Annotated in this window: 20 protein-coding genes; 13 read left to right on the top strand and 7 right to left on the bottom strand. The window is 38.6% G+C overall.

Annotated features, from left to right (window positions below; translation table 11 throughout):
* Positions 1-87: 87 nt before the first annotated feature.
* Together ABMA72_RS03795 and ABMA72_RS03790 are read right to left on the bottom strand one after the other, a co-directional pair.
* A complete protein-coding gene (locus ABMA72_RS03795) occupies positions 88-2,268 on the bottom strand; it encodes a hypothetical protein (protein WP_393056126.1) in 2,181 nt (726 codons plus the stop codon).
* 97 nt (positions 2,269-2,365) lie between these two features.
* A complete protein-coding gene (locus tag ABMA72_RS03790; RefSeq protein WP_392856233.1) occupies positions 2,366-3,451 on the bottom strand; it encodes a tRNA dihydrouridine synthase in 1,086 nt (361 codons plus the stop codon).
* A gap of 64 nt (positions 3,452-3,515) precedes the next feature.
* On the opposite strand from ABMA72_RS03790, the gene ABMA72_RS03785 reads away from it, so the two are divergent.
* Complete coding sequence (locus ABMA72_RS03785; RefSeq protein WP_392856230.1) at positions 3,516-4,184, top strand: HAD family hydrolase; 669 nt, start codon at positions 3,516-3,518, stop codon at positions 4,182-4,184.
* A gap of 11 nt (positions 4,185-4,195) precedes the next feature.
* The gene (gene ffh, locus ABMA72_RS03780; protein WP_392856227.1) at positions 4,196-5,638 is read left to right on the top strand and encodes a signal recognition particle protein; all 1,443 of its coding nucleotides are present in this window, start codon (positions 4,196-4,198) and stop codon (positions 5,636-5,638) included.
* Positions 5,639-5,908: 270 nt separating this feature from the next.
* Here the strand turns inward: ffh and ABMA72_RS03775 are convergent, their stop codons facing one another.
* The 3 genes from ABMA72_RS03775 to ABMA72_RS03765 all read right to left on the bottom strand — a co-directional run bounded on the left by ABMA72_RS03775 (position 5,909) and on the right by ABMA72_RS03765 (position 8,360).
* A complete protein-coding gene (locus ABMA72_RS03775) occupies positions 5,909-6,379 on the bottom strand; it encodes a hypothetical protein (protein ID WP_392856224.1) in 471 nt (156 codons plus the stop codon).
* A gap of 480 nt (positions 6,380-6,859) precedes the next feature.
* A complete protein-coding gene (locus ABMA72_RS03770; RefSeq protein ID WP_393056125.1) occupies positions 6,860-7,684 on the bottom strand; it encodes a hypothetical protein in 825 nt (274 codons plus the stop codon).
* Between the two features lie 133 nt (positions 7,685-7,817).
* Entirely contained in the window at positions 7,818-8,360 is a 543-nt protein-coding gene (locus ABMA72_RS03765; protein WP_021267069.1) for a YceI family protein, read from the bottom strand.
* Positions 8,361-8,394: 34 nt separating this feature from the next.
* On the opposite strand from ABMA72_RS03765, the gene ABMA72_RS03760 reads away from it, so the two are divergent.
* The 5 genes from ABMA72_RS03760 (at position 8,395) to ABMA72_RS03740 (ending at position 14,136) form a co-directional block, all read left to right on the top strand.
* Positions 8,395-8,640 carry a hypothetical protein gene (locus ABMA72_RS03760; RefSeq protein ID WP_021266900.1) on the top strand — a complete coding sequence of 82 codons (246 nt, stop codon included), beginning with the start codon at positions 8,395-8,397 and terminating at the stop codon, positions 8,638-8,640.
* Positions 8,641-9,176: 536 nt separating this feature from the next.
* Positions 9,177-10,919 carry a DUF885 domain-containing protein gene (locus tag ABMA72_RS03755; RefSeq protein WP_393056123.1) on the top strand — a complete coding sequence of 581 codons (1,743 nt, stop codon included), beginning with the start codon at positions 9,177-9,179 and terminating at the stop codon, positions 10,917-10,919.
* A 73-nt stretch (positions 10,920-10,992) separates the two neighbouring features.
* The gene (locus ABMA72_RS03750; RefSeq protein ID WP_393056121.1) at positions 10,993-12,306 is read left to right on the top strand and encodes a cytochrome-c peroxidase; all 1,314 of its coding nucleotides are present in this window, start codon (positions 10,993-10,995) and stop codon (positions 12,304-12,306) included.
* A gap of 109 nt (positions 12,307-12,415) precedes the next feature.
* Complete coding sequence (locus tag ABMA72_RS03745) at positions 12,416-13,705, top strand: hypothetical protein (RefSeq protein WP_393056119.1); 1,290 nt, start codon at positions 12,416-12,418, stop codon at positions 13,703-13,705.
* Positions 13,705-14,136 carry a hypothetical protein gene (locus ABMA72_RS03740; protein ID WP_392856215.1) on the top strand — a complete coding sequence of 144 codons (432 nt, stop codon included), beginning with the start codon at positions 13,705-13,707 and terminating at the stop codon, positions 14,134-14,136. Before ABMA72_RS03745 ends, ABMA72_RS03740 begins: the two co-directional genes overlap by 1 nt.
* On the opposite strand, the gene ABMA72_RS03735 is transcribed toward ABMA72_RS03740, so the two are convergent.
* Positions 14,128-15,003: an arginase family protein gene (locus ABMA72_RS03735; protein WP_393056118.1), complete on the bottom strand. Its 876-nt coding sequence runs from the start codon at positions 15,001-15,003 to the stop codon at positions 14,128-14,130. The genes ABMA72_RS03740 and ABMA72_RS03735 overlap by 9 nt on opposite strands.
* A 23-nt stretch (positions 15,004-15,026) precedes the next feature.
* Between ABMA72_RS03735 and ABMA72_RS03730 the strand changes: the two genes are divergently transcribed.
* A complete protein-coding gene (locus ABMA72_RS03730) occupies positions 15,027-16,400 on the top strand; it encodes a DUF4339 domain-containing protein (RefSeq protein WP_393056116.1) in 1,374 nt (457 codons plus the stop codon).
* Positions 16,401-16,402: 2 nt separating this feature from the next.
* Here ABMA72_RS03730 and ABMA72_RS03725 read toward each other — a convergent pair whose 3' ends face one another.
* Positions 16,403-17,245: an MBL fold metallo-hydrolase gene (locus ABMA72_RS03725; RefSeq protein WP_393056114.1), complete on the bottom strand. Its 843-nt coding sequence runs from the start codon at positions 17,243-17,245 to the stop codon at positions 16,403-16,405.
* A 205-nt stretch (positions 17,246-17,450) separates the two neighbouring features.
* On the opposite strand from ABMA72_RS03725, the gene sucC reads away from it, so the two are divergent.
* From sucC to ABMA72_RS03700, 5 genes are all read left to right on the top strand, one after another.
* Positions 17,451-18,623, top strand: coding sequence for an ADP-forming succinate--CoA ligase subunit beta (gene sucC, locus ABMA72_RS03720; protein ID WP_392856207.1), 1,173 nt, complete (start codon positions 17,451-17,453; stop codon positions 18,621-18,623).
* Positions 18,623-19,498, top strand: coding sequence for a succinate--CoA ligase subunit alpha (gene sucD, locus ABMA72_RS03715; RefSeq protein WP_021266725.1), 876 nt, complete (start codon positions 18,623-18,625; stop codon positions 19,496-19,498). The genes sucC and sucD overlap by 1 nt, the downstream gene beginning before the upstream one ends.
* Positions 19,499-19,540: 42 nt before the next feature.
* The gene (gene ndk / locus ABMA72_RS03710) at positions 19,541-19,969 is read left to right on the top strand and encodes a nucleoside-diphosphate kinase (protein ID WP_103216869.1); all 429 of its coding nucleotides are present in this window, start codon (positions 19,541-19,543) and stop codon (positions 19,967-19,969) included.
* Between the two features lie 96 nt (positions 19,970-20,065).
* A complete protein-coding gene (locus ABMA72_RS03705; RefSeq protein WP_393056112.1) occupies positions 20,066-20,545 on the top strand; it encodes a hypothetical protein in 480 nt (159 codons plus the stop codon).
* Positions 20,538-21,893 (top strand): sensor histidine kinase, encoded by a 1,356-nt coding sequence (locus tag ABMA72_RS03700; protein ID WP_393056110.1) that lies wholly within the window; start codon positions 20,538-20,540, stop codon positions 21,891-21,893. Before ABMA72_RS03705 ends, ABMA72_RS03700 begins: the two co-directional genes overlap by 8 nt.
* Positions 21,894-21,918: the final 25 nt, after the last annotated feature.

Genomic DNA, 21,918 nt, shown 5'->3' with positions numbered 1-21,918 from the left:
AAGTTATTGATATGACGAGGTTTGAAACCCTCTTGTTTAGAGGTGAAACTAATTTAGACGACAAGAATTTGTGCGATTTAGGGCCAGTTAGAAGCTGTAGCCATAATTGGCATAGAAATCATATGAGCTATAGAACGGGTTGTTGCTACCACTAAACATTCTCTGTCTAGAGAGGTCGAGCTTATTCATATACCAATCATAGTATTGTTGTTGGTAGGCGAGTTGTTGCTGTTGCACGCGACCTGTGTAGATATGGCCTGGAATTTGGGCCCTAAGCTGTTGTGTTGAAATCATCGGACCGATGAAGGCATAAGAATTTTGAGCAGCATACATGGCAACTTGAGGCCAGAAGCTCTTTCTATGCTTTCTTTTCACCATTCTTTCAGAGACTGGATCCCAGTCAAAATACTCGTTACTTTCAAGTTGAACACTACTATGAGCAAATGAGTTCTTCTTTAGGTTACAAGTTCGAACGTGTAGGGCACGACAGGCGTAATCGAATTCATCGCCACGATTGTCTTCGTCGTTACCATTAGCTCCATTCTCAACCACAGCACCATTACAGCGTTTATTCTTCTTCTTGTGGCAGTAATCTTGTAGGTATCGATCTGTCATACGATAATCATTTGGCTCTTGCTCACCGTAGAAGTAGCGAGAGTAGTCCTCTGTGATTAACTTGTCATCCATTCCATCACTTAATTTTGTGAGAATTGAAATACCTTCATTACCAGTTTCGAGCGTTGGCATACAAGAGATATTAGCTTCTTTAAAGCCACTACAGTTTAGCTTATATGTTTTTAAGTTTAAGGCTTTTAGAACTTCTAAATCCTTCATTGGCCTTGTTGTGAAAATCGTCGCTATCTGTTTTTCAACGTCGCCTAGGGCCTCTTCACGTTCTTTGATTTTTTGATTTAAAGCTTCGTCATTCAACTCACTTTCAACACAACCATAGAGAATATCTGTTGTTGAAGCTCCTGGTGTTCCAGGACAAAGCTCTGCAAGGTTATCCGCTAAGATTTGACCAAAGTTGTGATTACTCTTACTTGTTTTATTTAAGGCCTCGACCTTGTCACTAGCATCTTTTAAGAAAGAGTGAATGTCATTTTTTAGGTCATCTCTTCTCTTTTTATCTGCCTGCTTTTCTTCTTCACTCGGGTATAGAGAGATACTTTCAAGTGTATTGTAATTTCCAATTGCCGCCCTAGAGTCGTTAATAGCATTCTTGATTTTTTCAAGGTCACCACTTGCATCACACTCTTTGATTTTAATACGACAACTTTTAAGGCCAGTTAGTGCTGTTGATAGATCACTAAATGACTGATCAGAGATTCCACTATCTAAGTAGAATGAAGCGTATGAACCTTGTTGAGTATTGAAAATATTAGGGTCATCATTATGGTCAAAAGTTTCTTCGTACAGCTTTAAAATAGTATTCTCATAGTAGTGCTTAAGCTGATCATTATGAGAGAGGAGATTTAAGCTATTTCCTGATGTGTTGATTTTTATTGAAGGTGTTCCTTCTTTTGTCGTTGTTAAGGCAATGTTTACAGTATCGTCCTTAAGAGCTTCTAGGTGAGCCTCTAGGAAATCATTTGCATCATTTTCAGTTGCGCTTCCGGCGTAAATCTTTTGCAGGATAACACCATAATTATTAATCGTATCCTTGGCCATATCTTCATAGCCTTGGTCCATTTCGAAGTTATTTGTAAAATCATTAAAGACCTCACATTCTTTTTGTACACTAGCGTCCTTTCCTCGACACGCAGACTTAACATAAGAGAAGAGATCTTTTCCGTTTCCGTCCTTTAGGTGATTAAAGAGTTTTACAAAAGCATTCTCTTCTTTGTTATTCTCAGCAATACTTGCGGCCTGCTTCTTTGCTAGTGCTGACACTGTCGAATGAATGACAGCATATTTTGTGACTGCCTGAGTATGAGTTTCAAGCTCTTTTAAGGCCTCGGCCGTATTTGTATCAAATAACTTTGCGACATCTAGAACTTCTGCTTCTTTTTTAAAGCTTAGGTATTCATTGCGAATTTTCTTTAGTGCTCTTAGGGCAACGACTTGGGCCATTTGAGCGTCGCGAATTTTTTTGAGTTCGATAAGAGTAGGAGAGTCCGCCTTATCGTCTTTCTTCATTTGGTCTTGTTTTTCGTGAATGGCAGAGATTTCAGTTTCAAGGTCTGTACACATATCTGAAGCCGTCGCATTGAAGGCTAACGTACTAATGAGTACTGTATTGAAAATGTTTTTGAAAAGTCTCTTCATCTCTAAAATTAAGTATAAAGTAATTTACACTATCTCCACTTACGCCTCTTCGACATTTCAAGTGGAAAACTTTAGTATGAGAAGTGATTTCGGAGTCTTAGCCGTGTCCTCCGGCCATAAAGGCCTGAGTTAGATCTAATTTCTTATGATCATTTTTTATGGCATCGAAATATTCACGTGTTACCTTCATCGTTTCTTCGATATCAGGTGTTTGGAACATTACATTTCTAAAGTGAGTTACATTTGGGAAGCCTGCGGCCATCCAAACGATATTCTTTCTAAGGGTGATAAGAACTGTTCTTTCGCGATCAGTGTACTCTTCCATATAATCACGAAATCTCTCGATGACTTCAAGGTAGTCACTTGGAGTGAAGCTGATATCATCATCTTCATTTAAGAAGCTTTCTAGGAATATAAATGGATTTCTAAGAGGTCCACGTCCTAACATCAGTGCCTGGCAACGAGTTGCCATGAGGCGCTGCTTTGTCAGAGGCGCAGAGTGAAGGTCTCCGTTACCAATAATTGGCAGGGGAGAAGTCTCGGCAATACTCTCAAGTAGATCCCAATTAGCAGAGCCTTTATAGGCTTGAGTTCTTGTTCTACCGTGAATAGCAACGAATTCAACACCTTCTTCTTTGGCAATATGAATAACCTCTTGGGCATTAATTGAATTCTCGTCCCAACCAGTTCTAATTTTAATTGTAAGAGGAACTTCAATAGCGTTCTTCATTTGATTAAAGAATTTTCCAAGCTTTGATGTATCTTTTAGAAGAGCGGAACCACCACCCTTTGTTACAACTTTACGAACTGGGCAACCCATGTTGATGTCGATAAACTTTGGCTCTCTTTCTTCGGCCACTTTTGCGGCCTCGGCCATTGCGGAGCCGTCTTCACCAAAGAGTTGAAGTCCAATATTCTTTTCACGTGGGTGAATCTCAAGCATCTTCACCGTCTTTTCATTCTTGTAATTGATTCCGTGACAGCTTACGAGCTCACTTACTGTCCCACCGCATCCTAGCTCTTCCATCAATAAACGATATGGAGCGGTACAAATACTACTCATCGGTGCTAATAAAAGTGGTGAATCAAATGAAATATTACCAAGTTTGACCTTTGGGCGACGTGCCATTAGAGTGTCAATCTTAGCTTGAAGAGATGGTGAAAAAGTGCGATTATTGGCCATGCGTTTATTTAGCAAGTAGCTAGAATTAGGTCAACATATTTCAATAATTTGGAAATAATTACTAATGTTTTTTGAGAATCCAAGAGGATATATTGTTTTTGATTGTGACGGAACTTTAGTTTCATCTAAAGAGGCCGTTATTTGTGCCGTGGCCGAGATGATGACGATTATTTTAAATCGTGAGGTATCGATTGATGAGGCCCGTTCAAAATATGGACCAGACCTTGTTTATACGGCAAATCAATTTGGCCTTGATCCAGTCAACTCTGAGCTACAGAGAAACAAGCTTATGACGACTTGGAAAGAAGTGACAGCAAAGCAGAGCAATAACTACAAGCTCTTTGACGGGATGAAGAAGCTAATCTTAGATCTTCTCGATCACGAATTCCAACTCTATGTTTGGACGGCACGTGATCGCAGGTCAACTCTTAGAATCTTAGATGACCAAAATGTACTTCAGCACTTCTTGGAACTTCGCTGTCTTGATGATACGACTCCTAAGCCACACCCTCAGGGGCTAAGTGAGATGCTTGAAGATTTGCCAAAGAATAAGATTATGATGATTGGTGATAGCTACACGGATACGCAAGGTGCAAGAGGCTTTGGTGTTGAATCAATTGGCGCTCTTTGGGAGAGTGGAATCACGAAAGATGGCTTTGGCGATCATAGTGCTGACTACTGGGCCACGCACCCAAGTGAATGTTTAGAAATAATTTTGAATAAAATAAAATAAGGACGACAAGAATGTTTGATAATTTAAGTGATAAGTTTTCAGAAGCGTTTAAGAATATCTCGGGTAAGGGAAAGATTACTGAAAGCAATATTGAAGATACTCTAAAACTTGTAAAGACTGCGCTCCTAGAAGCTGATGTTAACTTTAAGGTTGTAAAGAATTTCATCAACAACGTTAAAGAAGAAGCTCTTGGTGAAAAGGTTATCAAAGGTGTTAACCCTGAAGAGCAATTCATTAAGATCGTTCACGATGAACTTGCAAAAACGATGGGGGATAAGAATACTGAGCTTAACTATGTTGAGGGCGGTATCACTCCAATTCTTGTTGTTGGTCTAAACGGTCAAGGTAAGACAACTTTCTCTGGTAAGCTTTCACTTTTCCTAACAAAGAAAGAAAAGAAGAACGTTCTTCTTGTTCCTGCCGATACTTTCAGACCTGCTGCCAAGGACCAGCTAATCACTCTTGCTAAGTCAATGAATATGGACTGGTTCGATTCAGACCTTGGAAAGCACCCTAAAGATATCGCTGCAGATGCCATGGCCTACGCAAAAGAGCATGGTAAAGAAGTTGTTATCATTGATACGGCCGGACGTCTTCACGTTGATGAAGAGCTAATGGGACAAATCAAAGAAGTTCGCCAAAGCCTAGAGGGACTTAATCCTGAAGTTCTAATGGTTGCGGATGCAATGACTGGTCAAGAGGCCGTAAACGTAGCTAAGAGCTTTCACGAGGCGGTAGGACTTACTGGTGTTGTTCTTTCAAAAATGGACTCTGATGCTCGTGGTGGTGCCGCACTATCAATCAAGCACGTAACAGGTGTTCCAATCAAGTTCATCTCAACTGGTGAGAAGATGAAAGATCTTGAACTCTTTCACCCAGATCGTCTTGCTGGGCGAATCCTTGATATGGGAGACGTTCTAACTCTAGTTGAAAAAGCAGAAGCTGCAATTGATAAGGATGATGCTGAAGGCATGATGAAGCGTTTAGAGAAAGGAAAATTCTCTGTTAACGACTTCATGAAGCAAATGGATATGATGAAGAACTTAGGTTCGATGGCATCAATCATGAAAATGATCCCTGGTATGGGTGGTATGCTTAAGCAAGTAGGTGACTTAACACCTGCTGAAAATGAAATGAAAAGAATGCGCGTTATCATCAACTCGATGACAAAGAAAGAGCGCGACAATTATAAGATCATGAAAGACTCTCACATTAAACGAATTGCAAAAGGTTCAGGTAATACTGAGGCTCAGGTTCGTGACTTCATTGCTAAGTTTAAGCAGATGGAGCAGATGATGGGTGGACTTTCTCAAATGATGAAAGGTGGAGGAATGCCGGGGATGCCTGGTATGCCAGGAATGGGGGGAGGTGGAATGCCGAATCTTCCTGGGCTTGGTGGGAAACCTAAGAAGAAACGCAAAAAAGGCGGCCCATGGGGCGGTGGCTTCTTTTAATTCTTTAGGTCTCACTCCGTCTGCTGCGCCTGACTTCGGTCGGCGTAGCAAACTACGCCTTCCCTCGTCTTACGCTAGCATCCGAAGCAAGCCTTAAAGAATTAAATATCATTTCAAAATTTGTTTACGGCTTCGCCGGTGGCTAGGGCTTGCGCCCATCGCTGCTAGGACTTCGTCCATCGCCTTTGCTTGAGCTGCGCTCGTCGCTGCTAGGGCTTGCGCCCATCGCAAAAAAAAAGCGACACCGAAGTGTCGCTTAGAAGTATTGAATTATTTTAGGATGTATGGAGTAATTGTTGACTCTTTTCTGTCGTGACAGATGTCGTAGCTATACTCTCTAAGTAATGAAACTTTTGTGATTTTTACTTCTCTGTACTTTGCTTCAAAGTTAACTTCAAGCTGCGCATCGAAAACATAGTTGAATGCTTCGAATTCGTCACAACGGTAACCGTTAGCAACAACGTCTCTATCTAGAGATCCTTGAACTTTATATAGGTAATCTGAACCAACTACTTCACGCTCGACGATCTTTCCTGTGAAAGACTTTAGTTCACCGTTAAATACTGCTCTAAAAGTTACAGTTCTTGCGAAGATGTCAGAGTTTAGGTGCTCAACATCTGTAAGAGTGATTGTTTCAAGAGCTTTGTAGTCATAGCTAGCTTCAGAAGCAACTGTGTTTGAAAGTTGGTAAGTGTTAGCGAAAGCTGAAAGTGTAACAAATAATGCGATAACAAGTTTCATAATAATCTCCAAGTTTGTTTATGCTGGTTAAGTACCAACCAAAGACTCAAAAGAAAAGTTTGGTTTCTGTTAAGATTTGAATACTGTCTTGAAGAAAAGACGTGACACAAGTGCCACGCCAGATACTTAGAGAAATAGAACTCAGGCTCGCGTACCTGAGCTCTAAAAAGAATATGTAATTTAATATGTAGTTGGATTAAGTATATAACGGCACACTAAAAGCGAACGCTCTAGTGAAGTAAACCTTATATCCCCCTACAGATATATCTAAATTTTATTTGTAGTAACAATTAATTGACCGAATGAAAAGAGAAAAGTTGAAATGGAATCGCGGCAAGTTTCAGGGGTCTTGCCGCGAGTGTGTTCTCTAAACCTGATTACTCTATGCATATGTAATTAAGTGGAGAGGATATTGTTCTTGTGTTCTCAAAGAAAATAACAAGATCCTCCCCACTTGCAAAGTTGAGATTCTGTTAAGATTTAGAAGAAGTAATAACCGATATCGAGAGTTAATGTTCCATTTTTATGAAAGTCATCAATGATAAGAGCGTGGTCATTATCTCCTGATTGGGCAGCTGTATATGTTGCATAAAGTTCAACAAAGCCATCACCCTTGGCATATCTTAAATAAGGAAGCCAAGCTACGAATCGATCGTCTCCTGATTTTCTTTCACCGTCTCTGTGGTCAGTATACCACTCGCCACCAAAGCCAAGAGACCAGTTGTCATTAAAGTTGTAAAAAGCAAAAGTTCCAAACATTGTACGCCATGTGTTTGCATTAGGATTCCTTCCGTTCTTGTTATAAACCTGCAAGTAAGTATTTGCTTCTAGAGTTAGTTTTCCGTCCGCAACTGTTTTTGATGATAGGAAGTAGGCCCTGTGATAAGAGTCATAACCACCGTTGCGATCCTCGCCATCAAAAATATAATTTCTATTTTGAAAGTTTAAGTTAATACCATGCTTATCTTCTGTAAGGATGTTGTTTACATACCACCTTAATGAAGAGTAAGCGTACTCACCTTGAAGAGTTTTCTTTCCTTCTTGTCCAATTGATTGAGTGTATACAGGAACCCAACGAATATTTTGATTCTTTGTTAAGTTGTAACGAAAGTAGAAAAGGTGATCCATTGTGAAGCCATCTCTATTCTTTGCATTCATCTCTGTATAAGTTGAATTTAAATAAAGAAATTTAAAATTCTTTGATAGGGAATCAAGAAAAGAAGCTTCTTCAATTGAAATTTCATTTACCTGTGCATAGGTAAGGTTTATTACTAGTGAAAGTAATAGTGTTGCTATCTTTTTCAAATATGCCTCCAAGCTTACTTAAATAGGGTTCGACCCTGAACTTAGAGGGAGTATGATAGTTAATTGAATTAATCACAAAAAGATGCGGGCAAAGTTAGTGAGGGTTCACGTTCTTTACCCACAATCGGGTATATTATTTACACTTTGAGAACTTAGATTCGATTTCAACCTGAACAACGTTCCAAGTTTTGCCTTCGTGTAGAGCTAGACATGCCTTATTAATGGCCGAAAGATTTTTCCCTAGAGCAAAGTCAAGAACATCAATTGTTCCTTCTGCTTCTAGTTCACCATCTTCAATGTCATACTTCATTGGAACCTTCACAGTCTTTCCTGCTAAAGTCATATCAACATATAGGTAGTTGCTATCTACTTTATTTACAACACCTGAAATCTTCATGTCTTGAAAGAAGAATTTTTCAATCTTAGCATCACGAGATTTATCTTTTGTGTGTACAGAGTTTACGTCGATAGTGAAACGTGCACCACGAATAAGCTCTTCGATCTTACCTTGTTTTTTAGTTGCCTTAATGTCGAATTTCTTAAATTCACCTTTTACACCGACTTTCTTAGCAGTCTTGTAGGCTTCCCACTTTATCTTCGTATTCGCATTACTTACTTCGTAACAATTTGCAAATGTCATACTAGAAAAGAGGAGCCCAGCAATAATAAATTTCATTGTCTTTCTCCTTTGAATTAGATAAATCAAGTATATGAAACAAAACGATTATCCGAAAGATTTTTATGTAACTTTACAAAATAATGACAATCTCATTGGCCAGATTGAAGTTAATAAAACATCTCGAGGATTCAATGCAGATATTGCAATCGTCTATAAAGAAACAAAAAAGATTTTCAAACATGTGGATCAAGTTTTTAACGCAGAGGATGAAACGGAAGCTTGTGACATTGGCATGATGAAACTTTCTCGCTTTCTAAAGTCAGTGAAGTCAATTTAATAACACAAAGACAATGTGTGTCAGTCATGAATATGACACCGTCATTTCTTATCTTTATATAAAATCAGAGCCTTTTCGACGCGTCAATGACTTGTGAAAGTTGGCACGGGCCTTGCTTATATATAAACGTGTGTGTGTTGGAGCAGAAGAAAGGATTTTTTCACTCCGTCAAAATGTCTCTCTTTAAGAAGCCGGATCCTTGATCCGGCTTTTTTTTTGGAAGCGGCATTTGCCACGATGGCAAAATGACGCTGAGCAACGCCGACCGACCAGTATGGGAGGTCAGGTGAACCAACTTTGCAATCTAGGAATCACCCTTACCAAGTTACCACCCAATCGCAACACTTCACGAAGTGAAGTTAGCAACTTTGGCCATCCAATAACTCCTACCACCCAACCGCAACACTTCACGAAGTGAAGTTAGCAATTCCAGTAAACCAGTAAACCAGCAAACCAACAAACCCAATACCGAACCTAGACACTCCAGTACCTAGCAATTAAACTTTTCTAATCTAAATATTTCCCTAAGGGCCATAATGCAAAAGTTTACCTACTTAATCTTTCTATCTTTATTAATTATTACTTCGTGCTTTTCTCAAAAGGAAGAAGACTGGGGAGTAACGTCAGATAAACTGGCCGAAGAGTTTACATTTGCGCTTTCTGATTTAAATCCTGAAATAGGCTCATCATTTGGTTATGAACAATATGATAAGTTAGGGACAAACCCCCGAATGGAGCTGGATGAAGCTTATGATAAGTTGTTTATTCAGTGGATTGAAAAACTAGAGAAACTAGAAGAGAAAACTGAGTTAGGTAACCTTAAGGTAGATTATGAGATTCTTCTAAGTGTTATCAAGAGAATGAAGAATCGAGTTGATACTTCAAGACGTCTTGGAGTTATCGGTGCTTCTAATGTTTCTGAATCAATCTATCAATCACTTTTTGGCCTAATTAATCCTCAATCTCCAAAGCATCGAAAGGAAGCAGGGGTTGATCGCTTTAAATACTATATGTCTGAAAAAGGTAAGAAGTCTTATGTAATGGGAATGCTTAGTGAAGAGAAGCGATACCTTGCTCTTTATAAAGATAAGATTTATCCATTCATAGGGGAAGTTACAAAGAACCTCGAAAATTCTCCGGCCTACGTTGCAGGAGTAAAGCAACTGCTTGAATCAAGTGGCCGTACTGATTGGCAGAAGGAATATGAATTATTTCAAAAACAAGTTCTTGAGTATGATGCATTCATAAGAAGCGAAATTCTTCCATATGCACGACAAAATCCAAATTTACCAAAAGAGCTATATCAAATTGCCTTAGGTGATGCTGGTGTTGATATTGGTGCGGATGAGTTAATTAAAATTGGAAAGAAAGACTTTGATGAGCTTTATAAAGAATACCAGAAATTAGCATCTCAAATTGCAAAGAAAAATAATCTAAAAAAAGAAGATCCTCTTTCGGTTATTACATTTCTAAAGAAGAAGCAGGTAACAAAGCTTGATGATGTTCAGAGGCTTTATGAAAGAGCTGCAGATAAGTTGGAAAAAATAATTGCAGAAAATGATCTTGTTTCACTACCTAAGCAGAAGTTAGTGATTCGAATGGCCGGGGATGCTGAATCGAGAGCGCAACCTGTTCCTCACTTAAATCCTCCGCCACTAATTGGAAACGACGGAAGTATTAAGCCTGAGTTTGTTGTACCGACGTCTTCAACAGGAAGCCTTCCTTTTGATGACTTCTCTTATGAAAGTGCTGCAACTATTCTAACTGCACATGAGGGGAGACCAGGGCATGATCTACAATTTAGTCGTATGCTTGAAGAGAAGACTTCCTTAATTCGCGCACGTTATGCAATGAATTCTGTGAATGTAGAGGGATGGGCATTATATGCGGAAGATCTTGTTTATGATTATCTAACTTTAGAAGAGAAATTTGCAGGCCTTGAAATGAGACTTTGGCGTATTGCTCGCTACTTTCTTGACCCAAGTGTACAACTTGGAATGGCGAGTGCTGAAGATGTCGTTGAGGTTTTTCACAATAAGCTTGGTGTTTCAAAAGAAATGTCAATGCTTGAGTTTCAGCGTTATGCATATAGATCTCCGGGGCAAGCAACGGCTTACTACCACGGATTAAAAAAAATTAGGGGACTTAAGGCTTCAATTGAAAAGGATTACGGAAGAATTAAGCTTAAGTGCTTTAATGATACTCTTTTATCTTTTGGACTTATGCCACACGATTTAATTCTTCTTTTTAAGGATAAGTTTAAGTCGTGTAAGATTTAGGAAGTTAAAAGTTTGACGTATCAAACACTCTTTCCTAATATTTTGAAAATTAATTTTTTGGGACACACACAAAATGAAAACATTATTTATCCTCACAATCGTTCTGGGTGCTTTTGCGGCCCAGGCCGATCAACTTGATATCAAGCTAAAACGCTATATTAGTGACTTTAGATTAAAGGCCGTTGAAAAACCTAAGGGGAGGAATCCTCAAATTTTCAAATTGGGACAAGAACTCTTTAATGAGAAAGAAATTTCTGGTAATCGCAATATCAGCTGTGCTGATTGTCATAGGCCTGAATTTGGAAGTGGTGATAAGCTTCCTGTTGGAATTGGTGAAGGTGGAAAGTGGCAAGCAGGTGAGCGCTTAATTGTTAACGGCCATGCGATCCCAAGAAACTCTCAGCCTCTTTATAACCTAGGGGATAAGAATATCGAATTTCTTTTTTGGGATGGGAGAGTTCACTACCGTAAGGACTGGGATGTTTATACGACACCTGTTAAGGCCCTTAATGGTGATTACCCTGAACGTTGGGATATTACAGAAAACTTAGGAAGTGCCCTTGCTGCCCAAGCTCTTTTTCCAATTACTTCACATGAAGAAATGAGAGGAGTTAAGGGAAGCAATGACATTGCCAACGCTGTAAATGAAGAAGCTGTTTGGAAGATCGTCATGAAGAGATTATTGGCCATGCCAAAGTATCAAAAGCTTTTTAAAGAAGCATTCCCAAAAACTCCAAAGGCCGAGCTTAATATTGGTCACTTTGGACAGGCCATTGCCCATTTTGAAACGCATGAGTTTGCCGCATATAACACTGGTTGGGATAAGTACCTTAGGGGTGAGCGTATGGCCCTTAACCAAAAGGCAAAGCGTGGAGCTGTGATCTTTTTTGAAAATGGTAGTTGTTTTTCATGTCATTCTGGTGATCTCCTAGGTGGTCGCGGGTTCTTCTCTGTTGCCTCTCCTCAGATTGGTCCAGGTAAGAATGACCCTAGAAAGAATGATGAAGGTCGATTCAATATAACAAAACGTGACTTTGATCGTTATCAGTTCAGAGTTCCGCCTCTAAGAAATATTGCTCTCACTGGCCCGTACTTTCACGCTGGTGCCTACGGGACATTAGAAGAGGTAGTGGATCACTATAATAATGGAATAAAGTCTATTGATACTTATGATAGTTCTTGGGTGGAGAATACATTCTTTAAGAATTTTGGACGTAAGTTATTTGTTGAAACTAATAACTATATGAACTTTAAGAAGAAAAATGCCGCAGATACAATCTTAAAAGATCACCTTATTCGCCTTAATAATTCTCAAAAAAGCGATTTAGTCTACTTCTTAAAGTATGGATTAACTGACGAAAAAGACCTCGATAAAATAATGCCTTAAATAATTGGTAGCGAAATTTGTATAAACAAGCAGATTTCGCCCATATTTCACCAATATTCCCGCAACGTGTTACAATAAGTATTGTCGCGTTAAACTTATGGGGAAGTTGATGAAGAAGTTGGTATTATTTTTAAGTATCCTAGCAATTTCAAGTACATATGCAGGTACAGCAGATCCTAATTATGAGGAAATCACAGATGTTCAATTTGATGTTGTTCGTTCATTTGATGTTCTAGATACCGAAACTGGTTATTCTCACCGTATTGATGCCCAAAAAAGAGGTGGCGATAAGAGTATTAAGGTTCGTATTGTTGGCCAAAATAATTGGGCCTATAAAATTAAGATCGAAGTTGATGGAATTGAACACGAAAAAACTTATCACGTAACAAAGAGATACCTTAAAGAGGCCCTTGATATGGCAACGGCCTATAATTATATTCGTCTAAACCGCACAATTGGTGAGGTTGGAAATCCTCCTGTTGAGCCTTGTGGTGATAATACTGTATCAACAAGTCTTAGACCTAGGCCACGCCCTGTTTATGTTGATGAGATCTTTGAAGAGCCTGAAAATATCATCACGAATAATCAGAAGTGGAAAGCAGGTTGTGAAGTGCTAGAAAATCGTGGGTCATTATCAGCACAAGATAGTGAGTCAAAGTCGAAGCTTGCTCAATGTATGAAGAGTATTCAAAACTCTATTACTCGCCAAGGAACTCTTACGAATCGTGGGCAAATCTTTAAGAATCTTTATCGATACCTAAGGCCAGAAGAGCAGCATTTTGCAGCAATGGTTTTTACTGCTCAAGGTGAAGCAGGGATTCTTGTTCGTGATATTAATGGTGGTGAAAGACATCCTGAAGAGATGATGATGATCATGAAGGTTATCGACAATCGTGTTCGTAATTCGAATGAAGATGCGACGCGAGCTGGAAAGAAAGGTGATACAAGAGCTCTTGATATTGCTTTAGATCCTTGGCAATTCTCAATGTACAATCATAATGAAGATAACTGGAGACAGATGATGCTTCCAGGACGTAATCAGGAGTTTGATACGGCCATTGATGCCTATATGAAGTTTGGAACGGCCGACTTTAAGCCTAAGCCAGATGTTGATCATGTTTATCATTACCATGCTAACTGGATGCTTCCGACAAATGATGCTTGGGGGGCCAACTTTAGAGCAAACCAAGATAATTGGGAGTTAAATGTTAAGGTTGATGGAGAACTTCTAAGACAACCAAACCCGATGTATAATGAAAACAATGCAAGTGATCGCAAGAAGATTGCAAAGAGTTGGAAAAGACAACGCCATATTTTTTATAAACCGATTGATACTGATGGAAAGATCGTTGATGGCGACGATTGGCATTGGACGGTAAGAAAGCCATTTAGGTCATAATGAAAAAGCTATTATTAATTTCGACATTTTTATTTCAAGCAATTGCATTCGCAGGTGTGAGTGACTGGTCAATTGTTAATATCAAAGGTGATTTTTGGTTAAAGAAGAAGGACTCAAAAACACTTAAGGCCAAGATTACAAAGCGTACTGGTAAGAGTAAGGTCACTGAAACAAAGTCAGTAGGTGAGAATTATGAACTTATTATTTATTATTCAGGTTCAGCAGGAACGTTTCAGTTAATCGATATTTACTATGCCGTAATCTTTGATAAAAAGAAAAATCAATTTATAGGTGACTACCCGTGGGCATATAAAGCACAAGAGGGATCTAAGAAGGTCGATAACCCAAAATGGGATATCTCAGACAAGCTTATTAAAATCACTGATGAGCAAACTGACTTGAATAAAACAATCGAATTAAGATCAAATTAAAAAATCATAAATGAGTGAGGCGAGGGCGCGTGCGTCCTTTGCTGATAGCTCATCAAATAACGGATTGTATTCGTAAATTCCTAAAATTTGTTTTTTATTAACAGTATTCTCTTTGTATTGAGAAACTAGCTTTCTTAAAAACTCAAGCGGAATACCGTCGTGGTTTACTGCGCTTACTGCTTGCATATCTGCTGCTGCAATAGCATCAGCATCAATACTAAAGAGGATATCTCCATCGTGATCTTTATAGATCTCATCCATAAAACTAATATCACTAAAAGTATGTGATAGCTCTTTTAGCTTCTTTGTATCAATAATATCCATCTTCATGCCCTCGTAGTTTTGAGGAACGTTGGCATATTGGTGAATTCCAATTTGAAGAATCTTTACTTCTTTTTGATTGGCCACTTGGCGAAAGGGTGTCCCTGAGTGATAGACATCATCACTTCTTGTATCGAGATGAGCATCAATATTAATGATAAGTGGATTCTTAAGTTCAATTCCCATGGCCAGAGGATAGACATGGTCATGGCCACCGCCTAGGTGAACAATTTTCTTGGCCGTAACATTCTTTATCGTCTTAATCGACTGTGACTGCATTTTATCAAAGTCTAATTGTCCTTGATTTGCGACGCTGATGATACCAAGTTCTTGCAAATTATTATGATCGGCAAATTTTTTAAGCTGTGAAAGAATGACTTTCGGTCCATGGGAGGCGCCACGACGTCCACCATTTCTAACGACTCCAAGATCATTCTCACTTAAAAGAAGCGCTTGTTGTGTCTTAAAATCATCAAATTTGAAGCGAGTGGCAATAGATTGTGATTTTCTTTTGTTAAGATTGTCATCTATTTCTTTCCAGCCCATGTAACTTCCTTTAAAGTATAACTATGCAAAAAAATTGGTATATTAATCAGTCCGGTAAAAACAAGGGACCATTCAACGCTCAAGATATTATCGACTTTTATGATAAAGGTCTAATTAAATCCTATCAACTTTGTTGGCGCAAAGGGGCCAAGAATTGGAAGCCCGTATTTGCTGTCATACAAGTTGCCCGCAACGAGGCCCAGTCATATTATGAATCTAAGGTATTAGATGATGATCACGATCTTCCTGAGATTCCTATTCACGAAGCAAAGTCCTTTGATGACTATGATGATTTTAATGATGACGATATTCCGCCACTTTTAGAAGAAGAGTTAAGTGAAGAACTCGATCAGGAATATGACCAAGATGCCCTAGGCTCTACTTCTTCATTTGATTTCAAGGATACTGAAGTCGAATTAGAGGCACAGATGCCTAGTAAATTCCCGATTTACTCAACTGTCGTGGCAAGCTTTATTATTGCTGTTGTTGTGGTTGTGAGCTTTTATATGGCCGCAGGCCCTAAGGTAAAAGAAGTCGAGTTAAAAAATATTTCAATTAGCGCTTTAAATGATTTTAAAAAGCCTGTTAGTCCTAATGATGTTCACTTAATTGTAAATAAGGATATGTCTACTCTCTATATCAAGCTTCCTTTCCAAAAGAGAGTGAGTGTAGAGTTAATCCTCCATCGAAAGCCTGATGAGTTTCACCGTGGTGATGTTCTTGTTAAGGCCCATAATATTGGTGAGGGTGGAATTATTGAGTTTAAGGACCTAACACTAGAAGAAGGTCAAAACTTTATTCCAGGCGCATACGCAGTCACATTCATTTATGATTACTTAGGTTTATTAGATAATATTAAAAGTAAATTTGGTAGTGGCTCAAATCGTGAAGTCTTAGAAAAGAAAGTCTTTCTTGTTCCTGAAACTCGCGAAAAATATATTGAGAAGATTACAAAAGTTGAAAAGAAGAAAACAGTAGCTTCTAAAAAGAATATTGCCGCTATCAATGAAAAGCTTAGAACTTTAGAGGCCATTATTTCTTCAATGTCGATTCACTATCGACTCTCTCTAAGTCAACAAAGTGGCTGGCTTGCTCATAAGGAATTTAAACAGCGCTACGCTAAGAATATAGCACCTCTCTTACAGAGCATCGTTTTATCAAATTATGACCTCAATAATACAAAGTTATCTAATGAAGAAAGAAAGCTTGAAAATGAGATTCATTCACTTGGTAAGGATATTAGTGCTTGGAGTGTGAAGCTGACTGAAAAGCTTTCTCGTTATGGCATGCTTAATAAGAAGAAGCGTCTTTATCTAAGAAGATTCATGGATAAGGATCGCGTGAACTTTCAGGCTTCAAAGAACGAAGTTCAAAAACAAATCAACGAGTTGCTTTAAGTTTATTCTAGTTCAACTGGAATATACTTACCGCGCTCATTTTGCGTAATCTTTGCACTAGCATACTTTGGGTCATGTTCAAAGATTACGCGAAGATCTTTCTCCACAATCATCTTTAAGAACTCAATCTTATCCATTGTTGTCTGCCCTGGAGCAATGTCGTAGCCCATAACCCATGGGACGTGGACATGATTAGACGTTGGGATAAGGTCGGCCAAGTAAATATACTCATTAGTATAAGGATGAATAAGGTGAGGGGTGTGGCCATAAGAGCATTTAAAGCGCAGGCTATCATCACTTAATTTTAAAATTTCACCTTCTTTACCTGTAAGCCAATGAACACGTCCGGCCTTATCAAATTTCTCAATTGTATCTTTAAAATATTGCGTATGGAATGAGCCACTGTCTCTTATTGTTGGATTAAGTGCATACTCCCAGTGGTCTTTATGAAGATGAATTGTGGCATTTGGAAAGACTGGTGCAAATTCACCATTCTCATCTTTACATACCATTCCACCAACGTGGTCGAAGTGAAGGTGAGAGATCACAAGGTCTGTCACATCAGCACAATCAATTCCCTTATCTGCAAGGGCCTTAACGAGAGGCGAGTGTTCTTGGCGAACATCAAATTGTTGATCAAACTTTTCACCGTGATAATCACCAATTCCTGTATCTGTTATAATGATACGATCTTGGTCTTTAATAATCCAAAGTCTGAGATCAAGGTCAATGCGGTTATAATCATCCGCAGGATGAACCTTGTTCCATAATGGTTTTGGTATAATGCCAAACATGGCACCACCGTCTAATCTAAATTTACCAGGGCTAATCAGTATGTTTTCCATGCCATAATTGTGCGAAAGTTTGGAAATAGCTTCAAGACTGTGAGCGTTATATTGTGGATAACTCTTATGTTCTAAATCTTAATCATTTAATGCACAAAAAACTTGGGGAAAATGACACGACTCACCTAGAAAGATATGGTCTTGCCCTCTATTATAAGCCAGTAAAATCATGAATATTTCATAGACAAAAAACTTAGGAGTTTTAATGAACGTACATGAGTACCAGGCCAAGGGTTTAATGAGAGATATGGGCCTGAAGGTTCTTAGAGGTGAAGTTGCAAAGACTGTTGATGAAGCAGTTGCTGCGGCAGAAAAATTAGGTGGAAATATTTGGGTTGTTAAAGCTCAAATTCACGCAGGTGGGCGTGGTAAAGCAGGTGGTGTTAAGCTTGCAAAGTCAATCGAAGAAGTTCGCTTACACGCTGACGATATTCTAGGTAAGACTCTTGTTACTCACCAAACTGGTCCAGAAGGAAAGAAAGTTCACACTCTTTTCATCGAAGAAGGTTGTGACATCGAGCACGAGTACTATGCTGGTGTTGTTCTAGACCGTGCAACTGGTAAAGTTACAATGATGGCCTCTGAAGAAGGTGGAGTTGAAATTGAAGAAGTTGCTCACAAAACTCCAGAGAAAATTATTAAAGTAGCAATCGATCCTGCAGCTGGATTTACTCCATTTGTTGCAAGAAAGCTTGCATACGGAATTGGTCTTAAGACAAAAGAAGAAGTGAAAGAAGCTTCAATCTTCTTTAAAGGTCTATATGATCTATACATGAAGTACGATTGTTCAATTGCAGAGATCAACCCATTAGTAAAAACTAAGCAAGGTGATATCTTAGCACTTGATGCAAAGTTAAACTTTGATTCAAACGCTCTTTTCAGACATCCAGAAGTTCAAGAACTAAGAGATCCAACTGAAGAAAGTGAAAAAGAACTTGCGGCAAGTGAATTTGGTGCTGCATATATTGAGCTTGATGGAAATATTGGTTGTCTTGTAAACGGTGCAGGTCTTGCAATGGGTACAATGGACATCATTAAGCTTCACGGTGGTGAGCCAGCTAACTTCCTTGACGTTGGTGGTTCAGCAACTAAAGAAACTGTTCAAAAAGCATTCTCTCTTATTCTTCAAGATGAGAACGTAAAAGCAATTCTAGTTAATATCTTTGGTGGGATCATGAAATGTGACATCATTGCTGAAGGTGTTGTTGCTGCTGCAAAAGAACTAGAACTAACAGTTCCATTAGTAGTACGTCTAGAAGGAACAAACGTTGCTCTAGGTAAGAAAATATTAAATGAATCAGATCTTGCAATTATCGCTGCTGAAGATCTAGCTGACGCTGCTAAGAAAGCAGTTGAAGCAGCAAAAGGGGAGGCGTAATGGCCATTCTTATTAATCGTGATACAAAACTAATTACTGTTGGTTTTACAGGTAAGCAAGGTACTTTCCACTCACTACAATCAAGAGACTACGGTACTAACTTTGTTGGTGGTGTAACTCCAGGTAAAGGTGGAACAGTTCACGAAGGTTTCCCTGTTTTCAATACAATTAAAGAAGCTATGAATAAGACGGAAGCAAATGCGGCCATGATTATGGTTCCACCTCCGTTCGCAGCTGACTCAATCCTTGAAGCAATCGATGCAGAAATGCCACTTATCATTGCTATTACTGAAGGGATTCCTATCCTTGATATGGTTAAGGTAAAAGCAGCTCTTAAAGGTTCAAAGTCAAGACTAATTGGTCCTAACTGTCCAGGTGTTATCACTCCAGGTGAGTGTAAGATCGGAATTATGCCAGGTCACATCCACATGCCAGGTCGTGTTGGTGTTATCTCTCGTTCAGGAACTCTTACTTACGAAGCTGTTTACCAATTAACTCAAAGAGATATCGGACAATCAACTTGTGTTGGTATCGGTGGTGACCCGGTTAACGGAACTAACTTCATCGACGTACTAGAACTTTTCGAAAAAGATCCAGATACAGATGCAGTTATCATGATCGGTGAAATCGGTGGTTCTGCTGAAACAGATGCAGGTCGTTGGATTCAAAAGAACATGAGTAAGCCAGTTGTTTCTTTCATCGCAGGTGCTTCAGCGCCTCCAGGTAAGAGAATGGGGCACGCTGGTGCAATTATCTCTGGTGGAGATGATACTGCAGAAGCTAAGTTTAGAATTCTTGAAGAATGTGGTGTAACTGTATCACGTTCTCCAGCTGAGCTTGGTGAGACAATGGAGAAGGTTTTAAAGAACCTTTAATTAAAGAATTTTGGAAATTTTCCACAAGATAATTTTAAGGAGATTAAAATGGAAAGAACTTTTAGTATCGTTAAGCCAAACGCACTACTTGATAACAACATCGGTAACATCATTAAGAGATTCGAAGAAGAAGGTCTAAGAATCGCTGCACTTAAACTTACTCACCTTTCTAAAGAGAAAGCTGAAGGTTTCTATATCGAGCACAAAGACAGACCATTCTTTGGTGAGCTTGTTGCTTTCATGACTTCTGCACCAGTAGTACTTATGTGTCTAGAAGGTGAAAACGCAGTTGAAAGAAACAGAGAAATCATGGGTGCAACTAACCCAGCTGAAGCTGCTGAAAACACTCTAAGAAAGCTATATGCTAAGTCAATCGGTGAAAACGCTGTTCACGGTTCTGACTCTCTAGCTTCTGCGGAAAGAGAACTTGCTTATTTCTTCGAAAAAGATGAAATTTGCCCACGTTTCTAATTATCTTTTAATTTAAAAGCATAATAAGAGAAGGCCCTGTTTTTGACAGGGCCTTTTTTATATTTATAAAAAGATTTTGTCGTGTTAAGTTTACGTATGAAAATTGTTATACTGTCTTTAGCATTATTCGGTATTTCAGCATTTGCTAAGATTCCAAGACAAAAAATTAAAATAGTGAATCAACGACTTCATAAAGAGCATAAAGTTGTAAGAGTTAATTATTTTACAAATATTCCAAGTGAAGAATTCTACTTCGTCGATCCTTATCAAAAGAATAAAAAAAATAAAGCATTAGCATTCTCCCTAGAGAGTCTTTTTAAACACTTTGCGCCTGATGCAAAGTCAGTAAAGCTAACGGCCGTTAATCTTTATCAAGTCATTATCCAAAGAAGTACTGAGAGGGCCAAAACAACTTACATCATGTATAAGCAAGATGGTAGTTGGATGGAAAACTCTGACTTAGGTCCTTTAAGAGTTATCAGAAAAGGGTTAGGTATAATTCCTAATGATAAAATTACCAAAGAAGGAATAGATTGGATTTGGATGATTAATGAGATTTCTTTCATCTATGAGTAAATTTTCGAATAAGCATTTATTTTACAGCTTCATCGTAATTTTTATATTTGTTATTGCTGCTGGAGTTGGGGCCGGCCTTCGTATCTTTGATAAAGATGAGCCTAGGCTGTTCAATGCTCGTGTTATTTCGAGATTGTATTTTCAAGTGGTCGCAAGTATTCATGCTACTTCTCAGAATCTTGAAGAATTTAAGAAAAGCCCTAGTTCTGAAACTCTTGAGTCCGCTTTTCTTAGAGTTGATGCGATCCTAGGCCACACAATGGCCTATAAGAGTGAAATTTACTCTCTTGCCGAATATGATACAGACTCGTTTCTTAAATACCTGAGCGAGGTCGATCGTAGTTTTAACACAGCTAGAGAAAAGATCGAGGCACTTCTTTTAAAAGTAGAGTCAAAAGAGCAATATTATTATGTTCCTAGTGACTTGATCAAAATTGATGAAGTTCTTCTTGTCTTAGATCGCTTGAATAATCTGACTTTAAAACTAGAGAGTGAATCATGGCTGTTGTCTGCAAATGTATTCGGGGATGCCGCAGTTTCATTTGAATTTAATCGAATAGTTTTTCTCTCTTCTATAATTGGCCTATTTGTTTGTCTGATTGGGTTCTTATTTATGCTTATCTTAAAGAGTAGGAGCGATGAAGAGCTAAAAGAGAAGAATGTTGAGCTGCTTAATAATTATCGACTCGCAAACTTAGGTGAGTTTGCCGCAAATGTAGCTCATGAGATCAATAATCCTCTTACTGTTTTATTGTGGAGCGCAAAAAGGATTGAAAAAAGTAATACCAAAGATGAGGAAATGAAAAGCTTAGCGATGATTAAAGGCCAGGCCGAGAGGATTGATCAGATCATCAAGGGGATTAAGCTACTTTCTCAAAACTCTAATCACTTAGATAATAGCTCAATTGATATTGAAGAACTCTTTGAACACCTTCAAGAGATTATTATTCATAAATGTGTCGCAAATAATATTGTTTTGAATATTGAAGGGAGTTGCCCAGGAAGTAAGCTCTGGGGTAAAGAAGTTCAACTTCTTCAAGTTTTCACAAACTTTATTGTTAACTCTATTGATGCAATGGAAGGAATGACTAAGAAGAAAATTACGATCAAATATAAAACTAACTCTGAAGATCAGCTCCTTATTCATATTATCGACTCTGGTAAGGGAATTGATCTTAAAGACCAAAAGAAGCTTTTTGCTTATATGTACACGAGTAAGCCTGGGACAGGTATGGGGATTGGACTTGCCCTTAGTTCACAGATCATTGAGTCCCTTAATGGCCATATTAAATACCTAAATAAAGAGAAGAATACGACTTTTGAAATCATGCTACCTATTTATCGCTGATTAGGTATCGTAACGACTCAATCCT

Origin of the sequence: Halobacteriovorax sp. CON-3, assembly GCF_043196995.1 — a bacterium.
Classification (GTDB): Bacteria; Bdellovibrionota; Bacteriovoracia; order Bacteriovoracales; family Bacteriovoracaceae; genus Halobacteriovorax_A.
Note: the sequence above shows the minus strand (reverse complement) of the source record. Positions and strands in the feature narration are given on the sequence as shown.

What these genes read in the sequence shown, in the direction of transcription:
- ABMA72_RS03790 (WP_392856233.1), bottom strand. Translation starts at nt 3,451, where the DNA reads ATGGCCAATAATCGCACTTTTTCACCATCTCTTCAAGCTAAGATTGAC.
- ABMA72_RS03730 (WP_393056116.1), top strand. Translation starts at nt 15,027, where the DNA reads ATGCAAAAAAATTGGTATATTAATCAGTCCGGTAAAAACAAGGGACCA.
- ABMA72_RS03700 (WP_393056110.1), top strand. Translation starts at nt 20,538, where the DNA reads ATGAGTAAATTTTCGAATAAGCATTTATTTTACAGCTTCATCGTAATT.
- ABMA72_RS03760 (WP_021266900.1), top strand. Translation starts at nt 8,395, where the DNA reads ATGAAACAAAACGATTATCCGAAAGATTTTTATGTAACTTTACAAAAT.
- ABMA72_RS03750 (WP_393056121.1), top strand. Translation starts at nt 10,993, where the DNA reads ATGAAAACATTATTTATCCTCACAATCGTTCTGGGTGCTTTTGCGGCC.
- ABMA72_RS03775 (WP_392856224.1), bottom strand. Translation starts at nt 6,379, where the DNA reads ATGAAACTTGTTATCGCATTATTTGTTACACTTTCAGCTTTCGCTAAC.
- ABMA72_RS03740 (WP_392856215.1), top strand. Translation starts at nt 13,705, where the DNA reads ATGAAAAAGCTATTATTAATTTCGACATTTTTATTTCAAGCAATTGCA.
- ABMA72_RS03785 (WP_392856230.1), top strand. Translation starts at nt 3,516, where the DNA reads ATGTTTTTTGAGAATCCAAGAGGATATATTGTTTTTGATTGTGACGGA.
- ABMA72_RS03755 (WP_393056123.1), top strand. Translation starts at nt 9,177, where the DNA reads ATGCAAAAGTTTACCTACTTAATCTTTCTATCTTTATTAATTATTACT.
- ABMA72_RS03725 (WP_393056114.1), bottom strand. Translation starts at nt 17,245, where the DNA reads ATGGAAAACATACTGATTAGCCCTGGTAAATTTAGATTAGACGGTGGT.
- sucD (WP_021266725.1), top strand. Translation starts at nt 18,623, where the DNA reads ATGGCCATTCTTATTAATCGTGATACAAAACTAATTACTGTTGGTTTT.
- ABMA72_RS03765 (WP_021267069.1), bottom strand. Translation starts at nt 8,360, where the DNA reads ATGAAATTTATTATTGCTGGGCTCCTCTTTTCTAGTATGACATTTGCA.
- ffh (WP_392856227.1), top strand. Translation starts at nt 4,196, where the DNA reads ATGTTTGATAATTTAAGTGATAAGTTTTCAGAAGCGTTTAAGAATATC.
- ABMA72_RS03735 (WP_393056118.1), bottom strand. Translation starts at nt 15,003, where the DNA reads ATGGGCTGGAAAGAAATAGATGACAATCTTAACAAAAGAAAATCACAA.
- sucC (WP_392856207.1), top strand. Translation starts at nt 17,451, where the DNA reads ATGAACGTACATGAGTACCAGGCCAAGGGTTTAATGAGAGATATGGGC.
- ABMA72_RS03705 (WP_393056112.1), top strand. Translation starts at nt 20,066, where the DNA reads ATGAAAATTGTTATACTGTCTTTAGCATTATTCGGTATTTCAGCATTT.
- ABMA72_RS03745 (WP_393056119.1), top strand. Translation starts at nt 12,416, where the DNA reads ATGAAGAAGTTGGTATTATTTTTAAGTATCCTAGCAATTTCAAGTACA.
- ABMA72_RS03795 (WP_393056126.1), bottom strand. Translation starts at nt 2,268, where the DNA reads ATGAAGAGACTTTTCAAAAACATTTTCAATACAGTACTCATTAGTACG.